General features: G+C 60.6%; 22 protein-coding genes and 4 pseudogenes. 12 read left to right on the forward strand and 14 right to left on the reverse strand.

Annotation, left to right across the window (positions count from 1 at the left end):
* Window positions 1–40: 40 nt before the first annotated feature.
* Window positions 41–1060, forward strand: coding sequence for a hypothetical protein (locus tag C8024_RS08170; protein WP_217272085.1), 1020 nt, complete (start codon window positions 41–43; stop codon window positions 1058–1060).
* Window positions 1061–1084: 24 nt separating this feature from the next.
* On the opposite strand, the gene C8024_RS08175 is transcribed toward C8024_RS08170, so the two are convergent.
* Together C8024_RS08175 and C8024_RS08180 are read right to left on the reverse strand one after the other, a co-directional pair.
* Window positions 1085–1834, reverse strand: a complete 750-nt coding sequence (locus C8024_RS08175; protein ID WP_100092861.1) for a LytTR family DNA-binding domain-containing protein — start codon at window positions 1832–1834, stop codon at window positions 1085–1087.
* On the reverse strand, window positions 1831–2964 hold the full coding sequence (locus C8024_RS08180; RefSeq protein ID WP_100092860.1) for a sensor histidine kinase: 1134 nt from the start codon (window positions 2962–2964) through the stop codon (window positions 1831–1833). Before C8024_RS08180 ends, C8024_RS08175 begins: the two co-directional genes overlap by 4 nt.
* 234 nt (window positions 2965–3198) lie before the next feature.
* Between C8024_RS08180 and C8024_RS08185 the strand changes: the two are divergent.
* Window positions 3199–3749 (forward strand): annotated as a pseudogene (locus C8024_RS08185) (hypothetical protein).
* A gap of 24 nt (window positions 3750–3773) precedes the next feature.
* Here C8024_RS08185 and C8024_RS08190 read toward each other — a convergent pair.
* Window positions 3774–4666: pseudogene (locus tag C8024_RS08190) on the reverse strand (metal-dependent hydrolase).
* Between the two features lie 73 nt (window positions 4667–4739).
* Between C8024_RS08190 and C8024_RS08195 the strand changes: the two are divergent.
* Window positions 4740–5336 carry a TetR/AcrR family transcriptional regulator gene (locus C8024_RS08195; RefSeq protein WP_173204019.1) on the forward strand — a complete coding sequence of 199 codons (597 nt, stop codon included), beginning with the start codon at window positions 4740–4742 and terminating at the stop codon, window positions 5334–5336.
* A gap of 15 nt (window positions 5337–5351) precedes the next feature.
* Here C8024_RS08195 and C8024_RS08200 read toward each other — a convergent pair.
* Window positions 5352–5791: pseudogene (locus C8024_RS08200) on the reverse strand (VOC family protein).
* Entirely contained in the window at window positions 5781–6464 is a 684-nt protein-coding gene (locus tag C8024_RS08205; RefSeq protein WP_173204021.1) for a hypothetical protein, read from the reverse strand. Before C8024_RS08205 ends, C8024_RS08200 begins: the two are co-directional and overlap by 11 nt.
* A gap of 84 nt (window positions 6465–6548) precedes the next feature.
* Between C8024_RS08205 and C8024_RS23175 the strand changes: the two genes are divergently transcribed.
* The 8 genes and pseudogenes from C8024_RS23175 (at window position 6549) to C8024_RS08235 (ending at window position 12486) form a co-directional block, all read left to right on the forward strand.
* Window positions 6549–7112, forward strand: a complete 564-nt coding sequence (locus C8024_RS23175) for a hypothetical protein (protein WP_367947226.1) — start codon at window positions 6549–6551, stop codon at window positions 7110–7112.
* Window positions 7113–7215: 103 nt separating this feature from the next.
* Window positions 7216–7560 (forward strand): annotated as a pseudogene (locus tag C8024_RS23180) (apolipoprotein N-acyltransferase); the annotation flags it as partial.
* Window positions 7561–7736: 176 nt separating this feature from the next.
* Entirely contained in the window at window positions 7737–8093 is a 357-nt protein-coding gene (locus C8024_RS23185) for a nitrilase-related carbon-nitrogen hydrolase (RefSeq protein WP_367947233.1), read from the forward strand.
* Between the two features lie 69 nt (window positions 8094–8162).
* On the forward strand, window positions 8163–9374 hold the full coding sequence (metK, locus tag C8024_RS08215; protein WP_173204023.1) for a methionine adenosyltransferase: 1212 nt from the start codon (window positions 8163–8165) through the stop codon (window positions 9372–9374).
* Between the two features lie 124 nt (window positions 9375–9498).
* The gene (locus C8024_RS08220; RefSeq protein WP_173204025.1) at window positions 9499–10368 is read left to right on the forward strand and encodes a hypothetical protein; all 870 of its coding nucleotides are present in this window, start codon (window positions 9499–9501) and stop codon (window positions 10366–10368) included.
* Window positions 10365–10535, forward strand: coding sequence for a hypothetical protein (locus C8024_RS08225; protein ID WP_173204027.1), 171 nt, complete (start codon window positions 10365–10367; stop codon window positions 10533–10535). Before C8024_RS08220 ends, C8024_RS08225 begins: the two co-directional genes overlap by 4 nt.
* The gene (locus C8024_RS08230) at window positions 10532–11227 is read left to right on the forward strand and encodes a tRNA (guanosine(46)-N(7))-methyltransferase TrmB (RefSeq protein WP_173204029.1); all 696 of its coding nucleotides are present in this window, start codon (window positions 10532–10534) and stop codon (window positions 11225–11227) included. The genes C8024_RS08225 and C8024_RS08230 overlap by 4 nt, the downstream gene beginning before the upstream one ends.
* 191 nt (window positions 11228–11418) lie before the next feature.
* Entirely contained in the window at window positions 11419–12486 is a 1068-nt protein-coding gene (locus C8024_RS08235) for a metal-dependent hydrolase (RefSeq protein ID WP_254305714.1), read from the forward strand.
* On the opposite strand, the gene C8024_RS08240 is transcribed toward C8024_RS08235, so the two are convergent.
* From C8024_RS08240 to rplU, 3 genes are all read right to left on the reverse strand, one after another.
* Complete coding sequence (locus C8024_RS08240) at window positions 12388–12957, reverse strand: GNAT family N-acetyltransferase (RefSeq protein WP_254305715.1); 570 nt, start codon at window positions 12955–12957, stop codon at window positions 12388–12390. The genes C8024_RS08235 and C8024_RS08240 overlap by 99 nt on opposite strands.
* 179 nt (window positions 12958–13136) lie before the next feature.
* Window positions 13137–13346, reverse strand: coding sequence for a 50S ribosomal protein L27 (locus tag C8024_RS08245; protein ID WP_173204096.1), 210 nt, complete (start codon window positions 13344–13346; stop codon window positions 13137–13139).
* 62 nt (window positions 13347–13408) lie between these two features.
* On the reverse strand, window positions 13409–13933 hold the full coding sequence (rplU, locus tag C8024_RS08250; protein ID WP_100092850.1) for a 50S ribosomal protein L21: 525 nt from the start codon (window positions 13931–13933) through the stop codon (window positions 13409–13411).
* 217 nt (window positions 13934–14150) lie between these two features.
* Here rplU and C8024_RS08255 point away from each other — a divergent pair, with 217 nt between their 5' ends.
* Window positions 14151–14666: a hypothetical protein gene (locus tag C8024_RS08255; protein WP_173204031.1), complete on the forward strand. Its 516-nt coding sequence runs from the start codon at window positions 14151–14153 to the stop codon at window positions 14664–14666.
* A 28-nt stretch (window positions 14667–14694) separates the two neighbouring features.
* On the opposite strand, the gene C8024_RS08260 is transcribed toward C8024_RS08255, so the two are convergent.
* The 6 genes from C8024_RS08260 to C8024_RS08280 form a co-directional block, all read right to left on the reverse strand.
* A complete protein-coding gene (locus tag C8024_RS08260) occupies window positions 14695–15444 on the reverse strand; it encodes a class I SAM-dependent methyltransferase (RefSeq protein WP_254305716.1) in 750 nt (249 codons plus the stop codon).
* 47 nt (window positions 15445–15491) lie between these two features.
* Window positions 15492–15755 carry a hypothetical protein gene (locus C8024_RS21300; protein WP_254305717.1) on the reverse strand — a complete coding sequence of 88 codons (264 nt, stop codon included), beginning with the start codon at window positions 15753–15755 and terminating at the stop codon, window positions 15492–15494.
* Window positions 15756–15813: 58 nt separating this feature from the next.
* On the reverse strand, window positions 15814–16365 hold the full coding sequence (locus C8024_RS08265; protein WP_173204033.1) for a gamma carbonic anhydrase family protein: 552 nt from the start codon (window positions 16363–16365) through the stop codon (window positions 15814–15816).
* The gene (locus C8024_RS08270) at window positions 16362–16931 is read right to left on the reverse strand and encodes a GNAT family N-acetyltransferase (RefSeq protein ID WP_173204035.1); all 570 of its coding nucleotides are present in this window, start codon (window positions 16929–16931) and stop codon (window positions 16362–16364) included. Before C8024_RS08270 ends, C8024_RS08265 begins: the two co-directional genes overlap by 4 nt.
* Window positions 16924–17925 (reverse strand): porphobilinogen synthase, encoded by a 1002-nt coding sequence (gene hemB / locus C8024_RS08275; RefSeq protein WP_173204037.1) that lies wholly within the window; start codon window positions 17923–17925, stop codon window positions 16924–16926. The genes C8024_RS08270 and hemB overlap by 8 nt, the downstream gene beginning before the upstream one ends.
* Window positions 17926–17995: 70 nt before the next feature.
* Window positions 17996–19249 (reverse strand): M23 family metallopeptidase, encoded by a 1254-nt coding sequence (locus C8024_RS08280; RefSeq protein ID WP_254305718.1) that lies wholly within the window; start codon window positions 19247–19249, stop codon window positions 17996–17998.
* Between the last annotated feature and the right edge of the window lie 358 nt (window positions 19250–19607).

The following is a 19607-nucleotide window of genomic DNA, read 5'->3' on the forward strand; positions in this document are numbered from 1 at the left end:
CAACCATGCCCATGCCCATTATTTCCGGCGGAGGGTCTGAATGATGACATCCGGACCTTCCCGCTTTCCCTGGCATCCGCTAGCCGTCGGAGTGATCGCCCTGTCCGCCGGTTCGGCCCAGGCGCAGGTCAGCCTCAACTATGACAGTCTCTCCTCGTTCGAGGAGCCGCTGGCGTTTGAAATCGGCGAAGCGACCGTGCTGGTCGGCGGTGTCGTCGATGTGCCGGTCAAGCTGACGGTCGATGACAGCGTCTTCGACGGTGATGTCGATGTCAGCCTGGTCACCAATCTCGATTTCAGCGTGGAGATGCAGCTCGCCAACCGATGGAATGTCGGGCTGGCCTATTTCGGGCAATATGATGAAAATACCCGCGACTATGACGATAATGTCGCCGGCTTTGTCCGCACCAGCTGGGGCAGTTTGATCGGCGGCAATGTCGATGGTCTGGTGCGCGAGGCGACGCGGCGGCGGCGGGGTGTCGGCAATGCCGATCTCGCTTTCGACGATTTCTACGGCCGGATCAACCGCTGGGGCGGCGGCTATAGCGGCCGCTTCGGTCCGACCACGCTGACCGGGATAGTCGACGGCGACGGCCGTTTCGAACTGGGCGCCCAATTCCAGCGGCCGGTGGGCCACAAGGATTATCGCGTCGCCACGCGCGTGGCCCGCGCCCGTTATCTCGCCGCCGACGGGGTGACGGATTTCGATACGATCGGTGTCGGTGCGGTCGGCGAATTTGTCTATGGCAGCAGCCTGTTCGATCTCGGACTGGGCTATGAGAATCTGCAGGCCGGTGCGATCGATCTCGATCGCTGGTATGTCTCGGGCGGCGCGCAGACCAAGATCGGCGTGCTCAGCCTGTCCGCCGCCGGCCATTATGGCGAACTGGACGGCACATCGGAAAGCTCCGCTTCGCTGGGCGTTCGCTATGATATTGCCCGCGGCCTGTCGACCAATGTCGGCGTCAACGCCCGCAAGGCACAGGTTGCGCGCGACGGCATCTCGGTGGTCGACGAGGACGAAACCAGCGCGACCGCGTCGGTGCGCTACAGCTTCTAGGGGGTCTGCTCTATTCCGGGCCGGCTATTTGCCGGCCAGTTTTTTCGCTTCCGCCAGATGGGTCCGGCCGATGCGGATTTCGGTGCCGCATTTGAGGCAGGCCATCCACACGCCACCGCCGTCATGGCGCAGGCCGGCAATCCAGTCGCGCCGGACCAGATGCGAACGGTGCAGACGGATGAATTCCTCGGGGTTGAGCCGCTCTTCCAGGCCGGTGATGGTCTGGTGCAGCAGATAGCTCACGCTACCGACATGCAGGCGCATATAGTCGCGTTCGGCCTCGACCCGGTCGATTTCGGAAGCGACAATGCGGCGCAATTCCGATTTATAGGGGACCCAGAATTCCTCCGCCCAGGGCGAATCGTCCGCTCCGTCGCTGCGCGGTTCCGCCGTGCGTTCGCGAACCCGGGAAATCGCCAGCGTCAGCCGCGCATTCTCGACCGGTTTCAGCACATAATCGATCGCCGCCACGTCAAAGGCCTCGACCGCAAAACGGTCAAAGGCGGTGACAAAGATGATCGCCGGCGCATCGGGTTTGCCGGAGAGGGCCCGCGCCACGTCGAGCCCGTCCTTGCCCGGCATCGCGATATCAAGCAGCAGCAAATCGGGCTTCAGCTGTTCGGTGAGGCGCAGCGCCGCTTCGCCATCGCTAGCCGTGCCGACCAGGTTGATATGCGGCTGCCGCGCACAGAGCAGTTGCAGCCGTTCGATCGCCAGCGGTTCATCGTCGACGATCAGCGTGGATAGCGGTCTGGTTTCGGTTTCTTCGGTCATGGGTTGTCCAGCATCAACGGGAGGGTCAGCTGCGCAATATAGCCGCCTTCTGCCGGACGTACAGTCTGCAGGCCGGCCTGCCGGCCAAAGCGCGTTTCCAGCCGGTCGCGGACATTGGCCAGACCGATGCCGCTGCTTGCGTCGCTATCCTGCAGATCGACCGGTCGCGGATCGCCGTCATCGGCCACCGTGAGGATCAGATTGTCGCCATCGGACCGCGCGCTGATCGAAATGGTCACCGGACGCTTGCTGTGGGCAACACTATGCTTGATCGCATTCTCGACCAGCGGCTGCAGGATCAGGCCCGGAACCAGAACGCCCAGCAGGTCGTCGGGAATATTCACCTTGGTCCGCAGCCGTTCGGGGAAGCGCACCGCCTCGATATCGAGATAGAGATTTTGCAGGTGCACCTCTTCCGACAGCGGCACGTCTTCCAGCGGATCGCCCGACAGGCTGGTGCGATAGAATTTCGACAGGTTGAGGATCATCTCCTCGGCTTCTTCCGGCTGGCTGCGCATCACCAGGGTGCTCAGGCTGTTGAGCGTGTTGAACAGGAAATGCGGGTTGACCTGATAGCGCAGCGACCGCAATTCGGCATCCTGCGCCGCCTGGGCGAAGCGGGCGGCCTTGCGCTCGACCTGCCGGACCCTGCCGGCATAGCTCAGGGTCAGATAGAGGGAGGTCCAGCTGACGATGAAGAAAAAGCGCGACGTGGCGTCTTCGAAGATCGCCTTGAACGCCAGATTCTCCTGCGACATATATTTGCGCATTTCCTCGACATGCGCTTCGTCCCACAGATTTTCGGGATAATAGACGTTGAAGACATAATGGTTGAACGAGGCGATGATGATGGCGCAGGGGATCGCGGCGGCAAAGGCGGTGATGATCCGCGTCGAGAGCGCCCGGTCCTCGAACTGCCGGAGAAACAGATAGAGCAGATAGGTGGTGCCGATACCGAAAATCGTCACCACGGTCCGGCGCATGACCATTTCACCCTGCGCCGGCCAGTCGCCGATCGATGCCCGCAATGTCAGGACGATCATGTAGAAAAACCAGAATCCGAGGATCGACAGGATGGCGACCTGATGTCCGACCGACGGCTTGTGGTTTCCCAGTTCAAATTTTCTCATATGCGTTCAATTCTCGGTTTCGAGTCAGCTTAGGCCAATATGGTATCAATTGTCTCTAGGGGAATCGTGACCGGTCGAACCATGGTTGCGGTTGGTCGAAACTTTATAAGTCTGGCGCGCAATTTTCCCACTCTGCTCGGCCGAGGCGCAATAATCGGCCCATGCTTAACCAATTGCTAACCATGTTTTGGTCAAATGTCTTCGTGGGATGAGTCCACGAGGAGTTGCGAAGAGATGACCAAGGAAACACGATCCGTCCCCGGCGCGATGACGCTGGCCGAGATGAAAGAATTTGCGAGCTTCAGCTCGGCGACCCAGCGCTATATCCGCCGGTCGCTGGATGTCGGTCTCGAACGTTCCGACGCCGTGGAAACCTGGTCGCGCGACAAGGTCGAGGAAGCGGGCATCCAGGTCCAGATTTCCCTGTACCGGCGGATCCGTGACATTCGCAAAGCCATTCCCGAAGATTGTGCGATCGACAGTATCGAGGCGTTCATGCCATCGCTGATTTCGCTTGCGGCTTATGATCTGGGGCAGGGCCGTATTCACAGCTTTCCCGCCTTCCGTTTTCTTTACGAGCGCCTGCTCGGTCCGGATTCGCGTCCGTGGCTGCCCGGTGCCTTTTGCGCGGCTGCGGCGCTACCCCATCTGCACCCGAAAACCCGCAAGGGCCTGTTGCAGTCGATCAGCGAAGCCGCTGCGACGCGCCCGGCTGGTCCAACCGCGAACCCAGCTTCTTCCCCGAGTGGGTCGAAAAAGTGGACATGAACAGAGCGGCGCATTGAGCGTGCCCGCTTAGACCCCGGACTTTATGCGGCAGCCGGCCGCCCGTTTATCGCCGCGTCATAGTCGCTTTCCGCGCGCTGTATCAGGTGTCGGTCATCCTCGTTCCACGGATGGAATCCGGGCAGGAAAATTTGATCCACGGAATGATGATCGCCCGCGCAATGCCCGGCTCGACCAGCAGGAATTTTAGCAGTCTGAGTTTTACCCGCCATCCGGTAATGCCATCCTGCGCCAGCAGATCGAGCGTATCGTTCCAGCGGTTGCCCCAGAAATTTCGGGTGATCACCAGCATCATCAGTGCCTTCACCTTCCAGCGTTGCCAGCGGCTCCAGTTCCGGGTCGCGTAGAGCCAGGTGTCATAGGCAACGCCCTTATGCTCTATCTCTTCGAGCGCGTGCCAGCGCCACAGGTCGGCAGTTTCCTCGTCCGAATCCTTCCAGTGGCGGGGATTGGCAAGAAATTGCTGGGCCATGATCGCGGTAAAATGTTCGAGGATCATCGTTGCCGCGAGATTGGTGATTTTCGGGCGGCCCTTGGTCATGGCCAGCGATTCGGTGATACGCTGTTCGATCCGGCTGGTGTCATAGCCATTTTCCTCGACCCGCCGGTTGAGCGCCAGATGTTCGCGGCTGTGGATCACTTCCTGCTGGACGAAGGCGCGGATTTCCTTCTGCAGTTGCGGCGGCGTATGATCGCGGAATTCCTTCACGCTTTCGATGAAAAAGGCCTCGCCGCGGGGAAAGGTCAGCGACAGACAATTGTAGAAGGCCGTCGCCACCGGATCGCCATTTTGCCAGTATTTTGCAGGATCATAGCCCTCCTCCCGACCGAACCTGCGGTCGCGGGGCGTGATTTCATGACCCGCCGGCGTCGGCGTGTCGATCGGTTCCGGTTCGATATGGTCAATGCCAGGCATATTCATCAGATGTTTCCATTATGCGAAATGCAGCCTATGGCTAACATCAATGACAATAAGGCTACTTACATAAATGTCAATAGCAAAGAGACGTCTCTCTCCGGAAGAAAGCCGCAGCATGGCGCTTGGTGCTGCCCGCGACCTGCTGATCGAAACGGGACCGCAATCGGTGACGCTGAAGGCTGTCGCCAGCCGAATCGGACGCACCCACGCCAATCTGTTGCACCATTTCGGTTCTGCCTCCGGTCTGCAAAAGGCACTGGCGGTTTATTTGTCCGACGAAGTGTGCGGCATGATTGCGCAGGCGATTCTCAAATCCCGCTCGGGCGAAGGCTGCGCGCGCGATATTGTCGATTTGACCTTCGATGCCTTTGACAAGCAGGGCGCTGCGGCGCTTTGGTCATGGATGATGCTGACCGGCAACGAAGATGCGCTGGATCCGATTATCGAGGCCATTCACCAGTTGGTCGATGATGTTGGCGACGGCGGCCACCAAGATCGCGAAATGCACGAAGATACGCTTACGCTGGTGCTGATGGCTCTGGGTGACGCCCTGATTGGCGAACGTTTGTCGGGATCGCTGGGCCTGGCGCGCAGCAGCGCCCGCGATTTGGCCGAACGGCAACTGGAAGACGGGCTGGACCAGACCGAGAGCGGACAGGACGTCTAGGCTTCCGCGGGCCGGTCAGTCTGTGGCGAACAATTGGTCGTCGCTGGCAAAGGCCTTGAACTCGAGCGCATTGCCGCTCGGATCCTGAAAAACATCGTCGCCTGCTCGCCGACCTGTCCTTCGAAGCGGATCGTCGGCGGGATGACAAAGTCGACAGCGGCAGCGGTCAGGCGATCGGCGAGCGCCTGCCAGGCGGCCATGGTCAGCACGACACCGAAATGCGGCACCGGAACCTGTTCCCCATCGACCGGGTTGACCATCGGGCGGGGCGTGAAATTTTCGTCGAGATGAGTGACAATCTGGTGCCCGAACAGGTTGAAGTCGATCCAGTGCGTGTCGCTGCGACCCTCTTCGCAACCCATCAGCTCGCCATAGAAGGTGCGGGCGGCCTCAAGATCATGGACCGGAAAGGCGAGATGGAAGGGGCGTAAAGGCGGGCGGGCTTCAATGTTCATATTTTCTCTGCTTGTCTTCGGGAGCGGCAAGGGTGAAACAATGTTCGAAATCGAGATTGGAACCCTGACCCGCCGATTCCCGCTCTCTGGCCTCGGCAAGCATCGCTTCGCGGATCCGGGTCAATAATATGTCGCTCTCCTGACCGCTCAGTCCCTCGGCGCGCATTTGATCGCGCGCGCGGCTGTCGAGCACGGATGCCAGGGTTTTGAGATCCTGCGCGGTCTTGGACAGGCCTTCGCGGTCGTGGACTTCCTCATAGGCCAGTTGCAGCATGCCGGCGCACTGGATCAGGTCCGGTTTCGGCCTGGGTGGTACCGCGGCATCGAGCAGGGGCAGGCAGGTCGCCATCTCGCTGCCGAGCGCCTCGTCCGGATCGGCGGCTGCCTGCGCGGTGGTCTGGCGTTCGGCCACTGCCGCTATCATCGCGTCGCGGACCTGTTCCCTGCTTCTGCCGCTATCCTCCATGATCTGCTGGCCGACCAGCCCGGCATAGGTCGCGCCGCGTTCGGCGAGGAAGGGATAGTCGAGCGCAGCGGGCACGCCGCGTTCCTGCTCCGAGGCGACGATCGCAAGAACCGCGACGCAGGCAAGCGCCTGCTGCTGCTTTTGCTCCAGTGGTTCCGGCGGGCTGGCCGCCGGTTGCGCCAGCGCGAGCGTCAGAAGGGTCATCATCTTCATGGCCGGACGATAGCAAGCAAATGGTGGTTGCGGCAATTAGCAATTGAATGGTGATCGCGAACACGGCAAAAGCCGCTGGTGTCAAAACTCCGTGAAATGATCGCCCGCCATCCCTACGCAATCTCGCTGTTTGCGGGCGGGCTGAGCGCAACCGGCTTCGCGCCGCTGAACCTCTGGCCGCTGACCATATTGATGCTGGCCCTGTGGATGGCATTGGTGATGCAGGCGAAGAGCCGAAAGGCCGCTTTTTTCACCGGGTGGCTGTTCGGTGTGGGCCATTTCATCATCGGCCTGAACTGGATCGCCAAGGCTTTCACCTTCCAGGCGGCGATGCCCGAGTGGCTCGGCTATATCGCAGTGGTCCTGCTTTCGCTCTATCTGGCGGTCTATCCTGCGCTGGCGGCGCTGGCCGCCTATTGGCTGGGCAGGAACAGACCGGCGGTGTTCATCCTGGCGATGGCAGGCCTCTGGATCATCACCGAATGGCTCAGAAGCTGGGTGTTCAGCGGGTTCATCTGGAATCCGCTCGGGTCGGTCGCGCTGCCGCTTGGCCAGATGGCCGGTGCCAGCATCTTTGTCGGTTCCTATGGCCTGTCCGCGATCCTGATCGCCGCGCCGGCGGCCTGTGGCTGCTCTGCCTGAAAAATGGCGGGCCGCGCTGCCGCTGCTGCTGATTTTCGCCGGACTTTCGTTGCTGCCGCAACCCCGGCCCGGCGAGATATCTGCGGACCAGCCGCAAATCACCGTGGTCCAGCCCAATATCGGCCAGCAGGACAAATGGAAGGCTGGCTATGAAGAGCAGAATCTGGCCAAGCTGGCGGAACTGACGCTGCGCGAAGACGACAGTCCGCGGATCATTTTCTGGCCGGAAGCGGCGATTCCCGACTATCTCGAGACCGGCTATCCGGCCCGCTATTATTATGGCCGCCCGCCGGAATTTGTCCGGCAGCAGCTCGGTATGCTGATGAAGCCCGGCGACGTGCTGGTGCTCGGCGCGCTCAAGCTGGAATTTGACGCAGCGGAAGGACGCGCGGTCGGTGCCCGGAACAGTGTCTTTGCGATGGATTCCGAACATGAACTGATCGGGCGATACGACAAGTCCCATCTCGTGCCTTATGGCGAATATCTACCGATGCGGCCGCTTTTGTCCGCCATTGGCCTGTCCCGCCTGGCACCGGGGGATTTCGATTTCTGGCCGGGGCCCGGCGCCGGTCGCTCGATCTGGGCGCGCTTGGCAAGGCCGGGCTGCAGGTCTGCTACGAAATCATCTTCTCCGGACAGGTCGTCGATCGCGACAATCGCCCGGACTTCATCTTCAACCCGTCCAACGATGCCTGGTTCGGCAGCTGGGGGCCGCCGCAGCATCTGGCGCAGGCGCGCTTGCGGGCCATTGAAGAGGGGCTGCCGGTGATCCGTTCGACGCCGACCGGCATTTCGGCCGTCATTGATGCCGATGGTGCGATCCGGGCCAGCGTACCGATGGGGCAGGCGGGCCGGATCGACAGCCGTCTGCCGCAGGCCAAGGCACCTACCCTGTTCGCGCGCCACGGCAATCTGCTGCCGCTGGGTCTGGCGCTGATTTTGCTTCTATCTTCCATTGCCATCCGCGTGCGCGCCCGTTAAAGTAGATATAAACTTTTCCTTATGTCTCTGTGGCCGACGTCATTTCGGCTCAAAATCAGGATTTTTGCCATGCGTTCAGAATTTATATTCACCTCCGAATCGGTCTCTGAAGGTCATCCCGACAAGGTTTCGGACCAGATTTCCGATGCCATCGTCGACCTGTTCCTCGCCAAGGATCCGGAAGCGCGCGTGGCCTGCGAAACCATGACCACGACCGACCGGGTGATTCTGGCCGGCGAAGTGCGCGGCAAGGGCATGATCGATACCGACGGCAACTGGGCACCGGGCGCGCAGGAAGAGATCCAGACCGCGGTCCGCGAGACGGTGAAGAAAATCGGTTACGAGCAGGATGGTTTCCACTGGCAGAATCTGACCTTCGAAAATTATCTCCATCCGCAATCGGCGCATATCGCGCAGGGCGTGGATGAAAGCGGCAACAAGGACGAGGGTGCCGGTGACCAGGGTATCATGTTCGGCTATGCCAGCGACGAAACGCCCGACCTGATGCCGGCGACGCTGCAATATTCGCACGAGATACTGAAACAGATGGCCGCTGACCGTCACAGCGGCAAAGCGCCGTTTCTGGAGCCCGACAGCAAGAGCCAGGTGACCCTGCGCTACGTCAATGAAGTGCCGGTCGAGGCAGTTGCCCTGGTGGTCTCGACGCAGCACGCGCCGGGCTATTTCAAGGGCAGCGACAATCCGGCACTTTACGAAGAATTATATGATTATGTGATGGGTGTGTTTCGCAAGATATTGCCCGACGGTTTCATTACCGACAATACGGTGATCCACGTCAACCCGACCGGTCGCTTTGAAATCGGCGGTCCTGACGGTGACGCCGGCCTCACCGGTCGCAAGATCATCGTCGACACCTATGGCGGCGCTAGCCCCCACGGCGGCGGCGCTTTTTCCGGCAAGGACCCGACCAAGGTCGACCGGTCTGCCGCCTATATCACCCGCTATCTGGCGAAGAATATCGTCGCGGCCGGCCTCGCCAAACGCTGCGCGATCCAGCTGTCCTACGCAATTGGTGTGGCCGAGCCGCTGTCGATCAATGTCGACCTGCACGGCACCGGCAAGGTGAGCGAGGAGAAGCTGGAGGAAATATTGCCGCAGCTGGTCCGCCTGACGCCGAAAGGCATCCGCACCCATCTCGGTCTGAACAAGCCGATCTATTCGCCGACCGCGGCTTATGGCCATTTCGGCCGCAAGGCGACCGGCGATTTCTTCACCTGGGAGAAGACCGATCTGGTGGACGCGCTGACAGCGGCGATCTAGGTCCACAACCCGGCTATTCGCGCGCCCGATTATCGTCTATTCTCTATCGATAACCGGAGGGAGAGAAATCATCATGCGCGGACCGCTAAAATCATATGGCAGGACCCTATGGGGCGTTATCTGCATGTCGATCCTATTCTTGGCGGCTCCCGCACAAGCGCAGCCCGAACAGAGAACAATCGAGGCGACCGCAGGCGAAGACTGGGATCACCAGAATAGCGGCATGACGATGCCGGCGCGGCTTGGCGGTTTTGACAGGCAATATATCCGCGACCTGACCGACGATGAGCTGGATGTTTACGGGCAATATTACGGGGATGACGGGCAGACCCGGCTGACGCTGTTCTTCTATCGCGCCGCGGTTAACAGTGTGCCCCTGTGGTTCGACGCAGCGAATCAGGCCTTGCGCGGCAATGTCGAATTGCTGCCGGGTACCAGCCAATATCTCTCGTCGGCGTTCACCCCGCCGGGCCAGTCCGAAGCGAGCGGATTGATGGCGGTGTACAGCACGTCCGGAAACGAATTCAAAAGCACCGGGGTTGCCATGTTGCCGCTCAATGGCTGGCTGGTGAAAATCCGCTTCACCTCTGCCGAACTATCGGCGGAGCAACTGGCGGCCTCGCTGATGCCGATATTGAATGATATAAGCTGGCCGGAAGAGATTGTTTCCGGGCCCGCCGCTGCCGTAATTCTGCCATGCGAAAATGCATTGAAGCTGAGTGACAGGGTCAAGCGGATCAAGCCGACAATGACCGATGCCCTGTCGGCTGGTTTCCTGAACATCCCGGTCAATGATACAGCCGATGGCGAGGAACCCGGTATCTATTGCCGGGATCCGCAGGATTTCGGTCCGTTTTCCATCTATCGTGCCGGTGGATCGGAAAACGGATATCTGATGCCTCTGGGGGACGCCGGACGCGCCGCTTCGGTTTACGCAAACCGGCTTGGCGGTCTGACTGGCGGTAGCGGGAAGCAAGATTTACCCCGGTCATGATGCGGCTGGACCAGAATATCATATTCCCCGATCTGGACAAATTGCCGACGCCGGGCGTTCTTCTGTCGGCGACCGGTGACGGCGCCGCGATTTCGGCTGTCACGACATGGCCGCCATCGTCCGGACCGACGATAACCATCAACGTACCAGCCGATGAGGATCAATGACAAAATCTAAAGATGGCGACCCCACAACCATCCGCCAGCTCTACGGCCGTCGGCAAGGCCATGCCCTGCGCGACCAGCAGGTAGAGCTGGTCGAGAAGCTGCTGCCGCAAATTGCTGTGCCCACCGAGGGACCGGTCAGCTCGGCGTCGCTGTTCGGCACCGACCGGCCGCTGCATTTCGAAATCGGCTTCGGAGCGGGCGAGCATCTCGCGGCGCGCGCCGACATGCTGCCGGATCATGGTTTCATCGGTTGCGAACCCTATCTCAACGGCGTGGTCGGCGCGCTGCAGCATGTCCGCGACGGCCATCTGGCCAATGTCCGGCTGCATATGGGCAATGCGCTGGATGTGCTCGAACGGATTCCCGACGGCGCGCTGAGCTTTGTCTATCTGCTGCACCCCGATCCCTGGCCAAAGGCGCGCCATGCCAAGCGCCGCTTCATGAACCACGGTCCGGTCGACCTGATCGCGGCAAAGCTGAAACCCGGCGGCGAATTCCGGTTCGGCACCGACCATCCGGTCTATCTGGAATGGGCCTGCATGATCATGAACCAGCGCGATGAATTTGACTGGCTGTGCGAAAGCCCGAAAGACTGGATGATCCGTCCCGGTGGCTGGCCGGAGACGCGCTATGAAGCCAAGGCGCGCCGTCAGGGTCACGACGTCTGGTATTTCCGCTACCGGCGCAAATAAACCAAATAAGCGCAAAGCTGTTCATGATGCGACTTGCCCGGCTTCCGCCGGTCCGGGGCGCGATAACGGATATTTAACTATGGCTGTTAGGCATCTTGCGATGCCGAACCTTAACCTTCCTTGTCTAATTGACGCTTAACCAAAAATCGGGTGGCGCCGAAAAGAATCGAACTGGGAGGTTCAAAGATAATATGGACATTGCTCCGACTATTGCTGATTCAGCGACCAACTTCACCGCGCGAAACAAAAGCGCGACACCCGCAGACCTTCATATTCAACCCCGCAATCTCAACCTCGCCAGCGCCGAGATCAACCGGCGTCGCTGGGTCGGCGGTGACCCCTTTGCCTCCGCCTTTTTCAACGCGCTTTCCGTGACCTTTCCCGAAGGAGAGCTGTTTTTCATCGATTCGCTCAAGAAATTCATCAAGCACGTGCCGCCCAAGCTGCGCGGTGAAATCCGCGCCTTCATCCAGCAGGAGGCGATTCACAGCCGGGAGCATCACAGTTTCAACGAGCATCTGAAAGACTGTGATTTCGATATCACGCTGCTCGAGGAAGCGATTTCCCGCGTGGTGACAACGATACGGGCCAAGCCGGACCATGACCAGCTCGTGGCGACCATGTGTATTGAACATATCACCGCAATCCTCGCGGCCGAGGTGATCGGCAATCCTGCACATCTGAAAGATGCCGACGAGGATCAACGCAATCTCTGGCTATGGCATGCTTCGGAAGAAATCGAGCATAAGGGCGTGGCCTATGACACCTGGTTGCATATGACCAGGGACTGGAACCCGCTGAAATGCTGGCTTGGCCGCTGCAGCTTCATGGCCCGAATTTCCTTCGGCTTTGCCAAGAACCGCACCAGGGCATTCTGGAACTGCTTCGCCAGGACGGCATTACCGGGCTGCGCGCCTACTATGGTCTCGCCCATTATGCGCTGGTCGGCAAGGCGCCTTTCCGCCGGACCCTGCGACCGCTTCTCGCTTTTTTCAAGCCGGGTTTTCACCCCTGGGACATTGATGATCGTCCGCTTATCAAGCTTGCCGAGAGCGAATATGAAGCCGCTGTCATGGATGAAGCGGCAGACAGCGCGAAGGTTACACCGATCGCTGGCCGTCGCAGCGCAGGTCCGTTCAAGAAAGTCGCCTGACGTTTCTTCAGGCGGCGATATTTCGCATCGCATCCACCGCCGAATCATCGTCCGAAAGCGACAGGGTGAACTGGATTGCATCTGCTTTTCGTGCCCTGCCTTTTGAATAGCGCGGAACCGAGTGGCCGGTCGGCCTGAAGCCCAGTTTCCTGAGCACCTTTCCCGAAGCCGGATTGTCGGCGAAATGCTCGGCCCGGATTTCCGGATGGCCAAGCGCTCTGGCGATATCGAGGACCGCGCGGCCGGCCTCGGTTGCGTACCCGTGGCCCCAGTGGTCACGGGCAATCCAGTAGCCCAGCTCGAGTTGTCCTTCTTCCTTGTCGCCAAACCCGATGCTGCCCAGCAGGACCGGTGGCTGGCCGTTGCGGCTGAAGATCAGGAAATTGGGATGGGTCGCGGGGCGGGGCGTCGCCAGAAAATGCTCGGCATCGTCAGGCCGGTAAGGCCAGGGGGCGCTGGCCAGATTGCGGACCACCGTTTCATCGTTGATCGCGGCAAACAGGCTGCCCCGGTCCTCGGGCCAGCCGGGCCTAAAAGCAATCTTGGTGTTATGGCAAACATCGGGACTCTCCATCATCATATTCGCGGCGCCCCCGACCTGAATGATGTTTCCGCTAGAGCGGACCCGTTACAAGATCGTGACGCTATGACAGGGAGACATAAAAAGGGAGAGGATGACCCTCTCCCTGAAATTGCCGGTTCCGTAGAACCTGCCGGGTCATCCCTCTGGTGGATAACCCTTTATTGATTATCCGGTTATTCTGCGGCTTCAGCCATGGCATCGACGGACACATATTTGCGACCGAGCTTGCCTTTGTGGAATTCCACCTTGCCATCAATGAGCGCGAACAATGTGTGGTCCTTGCCCATGCCGACATTGCGACCCGCATGGGTCTTCGTGCCGCGCTGGCGGATGATGATATTACCGGCGACAACGGCTTCGCTGCCAAATTTCTTGACGCCCAGGCGACGACCTTCGGAGTCGCGACCGTTGCGGGATGAACCACCTGCTTTTTATGTGCCATGGTTTAGTCCTCTTTCTTCGCAGCCGGCTTTTTGGCTGCTGGCTTCTTCGCTGGAGCCTTCTTGGCCGCAGCTGCTTTGGTTTCGGTCTTGGCAGCAGCCTTTTTCGCTGGTGCCTTCTTGGCTGGTTCAGCCTTGGCTTCCGCAGCCGGAGCAGCCTTGGCTTTCGCCGCTGGCTTGTCTTCGGCAGGCGCAGCTTCCTTCTTGGGAGCAGCCTTCTTCGGAGCTTTTTCAGAGCCGATGGCGCTGATCTTCAGAACCGTATGCTGCTGGCGATGGCCGTTTTTGCGGCGATAATTATGCCGGCGGCGCTTTTTGAAGATGATGACCTTCTCGCCTTTTTCCTGGGCGATGATCTCGGCCGCAACGGTCAGACCCTTCACGTCCTTGATGTCGCCACCGTCACCGGCAAGCAGAACGTCGTCGAGGGTTACCGAATCACCAGCTTCACCAGCTAGTTTTTCGACTGCGATAATATCTCCTGCGGCAACCCGATATTGTTTGCCGCCGGTGCGCACAATTGCGAACATGGCTATTTTCCGTTTCAAATTTATGGTTCCAGCGCACAAGCCCGTCAACGCGAGTCTTTCGGCTCACGCTGGAAAGAGTGGGCAGCTAACCGATGGGACCGGCACTGTCAACCGGCTTAAGGCGATTTTGGCTATTCAGGGCGACCCGGCACCACTCCGCTTCCTGGCCGGAGATTCGCCGTTGCAGAGCGGATAAGCCTCTCGTAAAGACAGAGCAATGAAAAAACTCCCAGCTTTGGTGACAATTATCACGGTAACGCTGTCCGGTTGCGCAATGCAGGAGGGCGATTTTCCGTCGCTTCAGAAGCGACCCTATGAAGACGGGGCAACCATGGACGCAGCGGCAGCCCCTGCTACCGCGATTTCCTCTCTTTCAGCCGATCAGCAGATCAAGCTGGACGCAGCCATCGCGCAAAGTCGAGCAGCGCATGATCGTTTTCAGGCCCGACTGCCGGCCGTCAAAAGCCGAGTCGATGCGGCGCGCGGTGCGGCGGAATCCAGCGAGGCCTGGGTGGTCGCACATATGGAACTGGCCGCGCTGGAGATAGAGCGCAGCCCGTCGGTCGAGGCGCTGGCCGATATCGATGCGCTTTACCGGGAGCAGCTCGAGCGCGAGACCGCCGCAGACGAATCGGGCGGCACCGCCATTATCAGCGCGCAGCGTGACCTGGTGCAGGCCCAGGTCGACCGGCAGCAGGCGGATATCGAGGCGATGAAGAACCGGCTGCGCTGATTCGCGGCGGCCGGTCCTCCCTCCCGGTTCAGCCGGTTACTTCAAGCACCATATTGGTCGGCGTTTCCGTCGCGCGCCTGACGTTCGAGAAACCGGCCTGATTGAGCACTTCGGTCAGCCGCTTTTGGCCCGCCTGTGCGCCGAGGCCGAGGCCAACATCCTGCGCCAGCGAGGCGGGTGTGCAGATGGTGGTCGAAAAGGCGTAGAAGATCTGGCCGAGGGGGTGGAGATTGTCTGCCATATTGTCCCCGGCGAGCGGTTCGACCAGCATGAAGCTGCCGTCCGGACGCAGGGCCTTGCGGATATGCGCGGCGGCGCCGACCGGATCCCCCATGTCGTGCAGCGCATCGAAAATGCAGACGAAGTCGAAATCCTCGCCGCGGAAATCCTGCGCCGAGGCGACCTGGAATTCGACATTGGTCACGCCCGCCGCAGCGGCCTTGGCGCGCGCCTCGATAATCGACGGTTCGTGAAAGTCGATTCCGTGAATTGTAGAGTCGGGATAGGCTTTTGCCATCAATACGGTGGAGGAGCCGTGGCCGCAGGCGATGTCGGCGACCTTGGCCCCGGCCTTGAGTTTCGCTTCGACGCCGTCCAGCGCGGGAATCCATTGATCGATCAGACAGGCCTCGTAGCCGGGCCGGAAGAAGCGGTCGGTGCCGCAGAAGCAGCAAGTCGAATGGTCGCCCCAGGGCCTGCCCTTGCCGGACCGGAAGGTTTCCACCGCTTCGGCCTGGGTTTCGAACTGGGATATGACGCTCTGGAAAAAGCCCTGCATGCAGGCCGGCTGGCCTTCGCGGGAAAGGACCAGCGCCTGTTCGGGACTCAGGGAAAAAGATCGCCGTCGGGATGGTGCGTGACATAGCCGGCGGCAGCGTTGGAGCCGAGCCACTGCAGCAGATATTTCGGGTTCAGTCCGGTTTTCTCGGCCAGCGCGTCGACTGACAGCGCTCCGGCCCCGTCCATGGCGGCATAGACGCCCGCCTGATCGCCGAGATAGGACATGAAAACGGCCATCGCGCCGGCAACATCCCCGATGACCTTGCCTGCCAGCTGCTCTACCTTGCTTGCGTCAATTGCTTCCGTCATCTCGCCGTCTCCTGAAGAACAGCGACCCGGTCAGGGCGTTAGCATAAAAATCCATAAGCTATAGCGCGTCGATCGCGGCCTTGTGCGCCTTGGCATTTTCCACATAATGGGCGACGCCCATCCGCATCCCGGCAATCGCCGGTTCGGTCAGGTCGCGCATATATTTTGCGGGCGATCCGGCCCAGAGCTGTCCCGAGGGGATTCGCTTGTTCGGGGTCAGCGTCGCACCGGCGGCGAGCATAGCGTCGCCCTCGATCACGCAGCCGTCCATCACCGTCGTGCTCAGGCCGACAAAGGCGCGATCTTCCAGCGTCGCACCGTGCAGCATCACCATATGGCCGACCAGCACGTCATCGCCGATGATCGTCGGATTGCCGTTGGGCGTCGCCGGCGTGGCGCTGTCGCAATGGATGGTGGTGCCGTCCTGGATATTGCTGCGCGCGCCGATCCGGATGAAATTCACGTCGGCGCGAATCACGCAATTGTACCAGACGCTCGATTCGGGGCCGATTTCGACATCGCCGATAATCTTGCAGCCGGGCGCGATAAAGGCGCTGGGATGGATTTTCGGGCTTTTGCCGTTGAACGGCAGGATGAGGGCTTGGGTCATGCGTTGGAGCTCCAGTCTTCGGCTTCGATTTTGTAGACAATGGTCGGGTTCAGGTCTTCGCCATAAACGGGATCGTGAAAATCCAGTTCTGGACGATGGGTCATGCCGAGGCGTTTCATCAGGCCCCAGCTTGGCTCGTTTCCGGCGACCGTCAGGGCAACGACATAAGGGGCGTTCCAGCGGCTGAAGGCAGCGTCCAGACAGGCCGTTGCGGCTTCCCGCGCATAGCCTTTGCCCCAGGCATCCTCGCGCAGCCGCCAGCCGATTTCATGGGCACCGGTCAGCTTGGGTTGCGGCGCGTTGACCCTCTTGAGGCCGCAGAAACCGAGGATTTCTCCGTCGGACTTGCGCTCGACGATCCAGAATGTGTGGCCGAAGTCGCGGTCATAGCCTTCCAGCCGCTGCATCGCGGCGTCGAATTTCTCGCGGCTCTGCACCCCGCCCAGCCAGCGCATGACATTGCGGGTATTGAGATGTTCCATGAACGGCTCGATATCGCTCGCGCGCCATTTGCGCAGGATCAGCCGCTCGGTTTCCAGTACGATATCGCCGGCTTTCTCAGCCATTCAGCAAACGCGCCGCATCGGTGGCGAAATAGGTGAGTATGCCCGAGCATCCGGCCCGCTTGAACGCGAGCAGCTTCTCCATCATCAGCGCGTCATGGTCGCCGACGCCGGCTTCGGCGCCGACCTTGATCAGCGCATATTCGCCGGACACCTGATAGGCGAAGACCGGCACGTTGAACTCCGACTTGGCGCGATAGATGATGTCGAGATAGGCAAGGCCCGGCTTGACCATGATGCTGTCGGCACCTTCGGCGATATCAAAGGCAATTTCGCGAATCGCCTCGTCGCTGTTGGCCGGATCCATCTGGTAGGTTTTCTTGTCGCCCTTGAGCAGCCCTCCCGATCCCACGGCATCGCGGAACGGGCCGTAAAAGGCGCTCGCATATTTGGCGGAATAGGCCATGATCTGGACATTGTGATGATGTGCGAGTTCCAGCACATTGCGGATTGCACCGACCCGGCCGTCCATCATGTCCGATGGTGCGATAATGTCCGCGCCGGCATTGGCCTGGTTCAGCGCCTGCTTGGTCAGCATGTCGAGCGTGCGGTCATTCTCGACATAGCCATTGTCGTCGATCAGCCCGTCCTGGCCGTGGCTGGTATAGGGGTCGAGCGCAACATCGGTCAGAATTCCGATATCGTTGCCCAGCGCATCCTTCACCGCCCTGGTGGCGCGGCACATCAGATTGTCCGGATTGAGCGATTCCCTGCCGTCATCGCTGCGTTTATCCGCCGGCGTGTTGGGAAACAGGGCAAGACAGGGAATGCCAAGATCGCGCGCTTCCCTTGCCCGTTCGACGATTCCGTCGACCGACCAGCGCGAGACGCCGGGCAGCGCGGCGACCGGTTCTTCCACGCCCTCTCCGTCGGTGATGAACAGGGGCCAGATCAGGTCGGAGGGCGTCAGGTGCGTCTCCCGGACCATATCCCGGCTCCAAGAGTGGGTGCGCGTGCGGCGCAATCGGCTGTGCGGGAAAGAGGCTGGCTGTGACATGGGAAAGGCTTAGCCGAGCCGGAAGCGCTGCTCAACTCTTCTGTAAAAACTTTGCTGCGGCAGAGCCGGCCTAGCTTTTCAGGGGTTTGTTCAGCCGGTTGATCTCGCGTTCCGGTTCGCTTTGTACCGAAGCGCTTTTCAGCGGCGCGAGGGCCGCGCCCGGTGCCACTTGCTGCAGCTTCTGCAACTCGCCCTTGAAACGGCGCAGTTCGCGTCCGCCCAGCTGCGCGCGTTCGACAAATTTGACCGACTGTGGATTGATAGCACGTCCGCCGCGATAAAGTTCATAATGAAGATGCGGGCCCGTCGACAGGCCGGTCGAGCCGATATAGCCGATGATCTGGCCCCGGCGGACTTGCCGCCCGTTGCTCACCGCAATGCGGCTCATATGGGCATAGCCGGAAGCCAAGCCGCCACTGTGCCGCAGCTTGACATAATTGCCAAAGCCGCCCTTGCGTCCGGCATAGGTGACGGTGCCGTCGGTCACGGCATAAATGGGGGCACCATAGCCGCCACCGAAATCCAGTCCGCTGTGCATACGCTTGTAGCGCAGGATCGGATGGCGGCGCATGCCGTAGCCGGAGGTGATCCGTCCGTTGGTCGGCCGGGCAAGCTCGCCGCTGGACTGGCCAACACCGGAGGCTTCGAACCAGTTGGTCCGGCCGCCGCTCTGCCATTTCAGCATCTGCGCCTGCGGCTTGCCGCCGCGATCGAGGCCGGCGTAAATCAGGTCGCCAACTTCGACCTCTCCGGTTTCGGCGCGGCGATAGGACAGGATGATATCAAATTCGTCGGTGGCGCGGATGTCGCGGGATACGGACAATTTGGAGCCGATGACCTGGAGATATTTCTGCACCGCATCAGCCGGTGCGCCCGCGGCGCGCGCCGAGCGATAGAGGCTCGAACCGACCGTGCCCCTGATCCGCAACGGCGTGTCGTCGACGAGGATCGGCTTGCGGTTCAGCTTTAATCCGCTGCTGTCGCGCAAAATTTCAAGATTGAGGTCAAAACGGGCGCGAAAGGCGAGCTGGTCGAGCGGTCGTGCCTGATTCTTGGCCGGGCGACGGCCCAGTATCACGTCGATCTTGGTGCCGGGCTTGATATCACCAAGCGGAACGGCACGGCTGATCAGGTCATTGGCCTGGGCGGCTTCGTCGCTGGCGACCCCGGCGCGCTGCAGCACCCGGCGCAGGCTATCGCCGCGACCAAGCGTGGCGACCAGTTCGATCGAGGGCCGTTCGGGACTTTCCGCCAGCGGGCGCACCGCGTCCGTCGCCGCCATCCTGATGCCGGTGTCGGAGCCGTAAGCGAGCGGGGCAATCATTTGCGAGCGGGCCTGGTCGGCGCGGTAGCCGCTCAGCGGTTCGGCGCGATGTCCGGCAATCGGACCAAAATCGGGAAGCGCGCTGATCGCAAAGCCACATAGCGCGGTCAGCGTTACCAGCCCGCGAAACCAGGTCGGGCTGCCGATGTCGACGCCAGATCGGGCACCCAGTCGAGTTCGGAAAGATATTCACGCCATTCGGCGAATTTTTCTCGGGAGAGCCGGTTCGGGCTGGCGACGACGAAAGGGGATTGGCTGCGATCGCTGCAGACCCCTGAATTTGCATGTCGATATCGTCGATACTCTTGAACAAACGAACCCCTTGCGATGCAAATTCATGACTTTGCATCCTGTATAT

This window comes from Sphingopyxis sp. BSNA05 (assembly GCF_013265645.1).
In the GTDB taxonomy this organism is placed as follows: Bacteria; Pseudomonadota; Alphaproteobacteria; order Sphingomonadales; family Sphingomonadaceae; genus Parasphingorhabdus.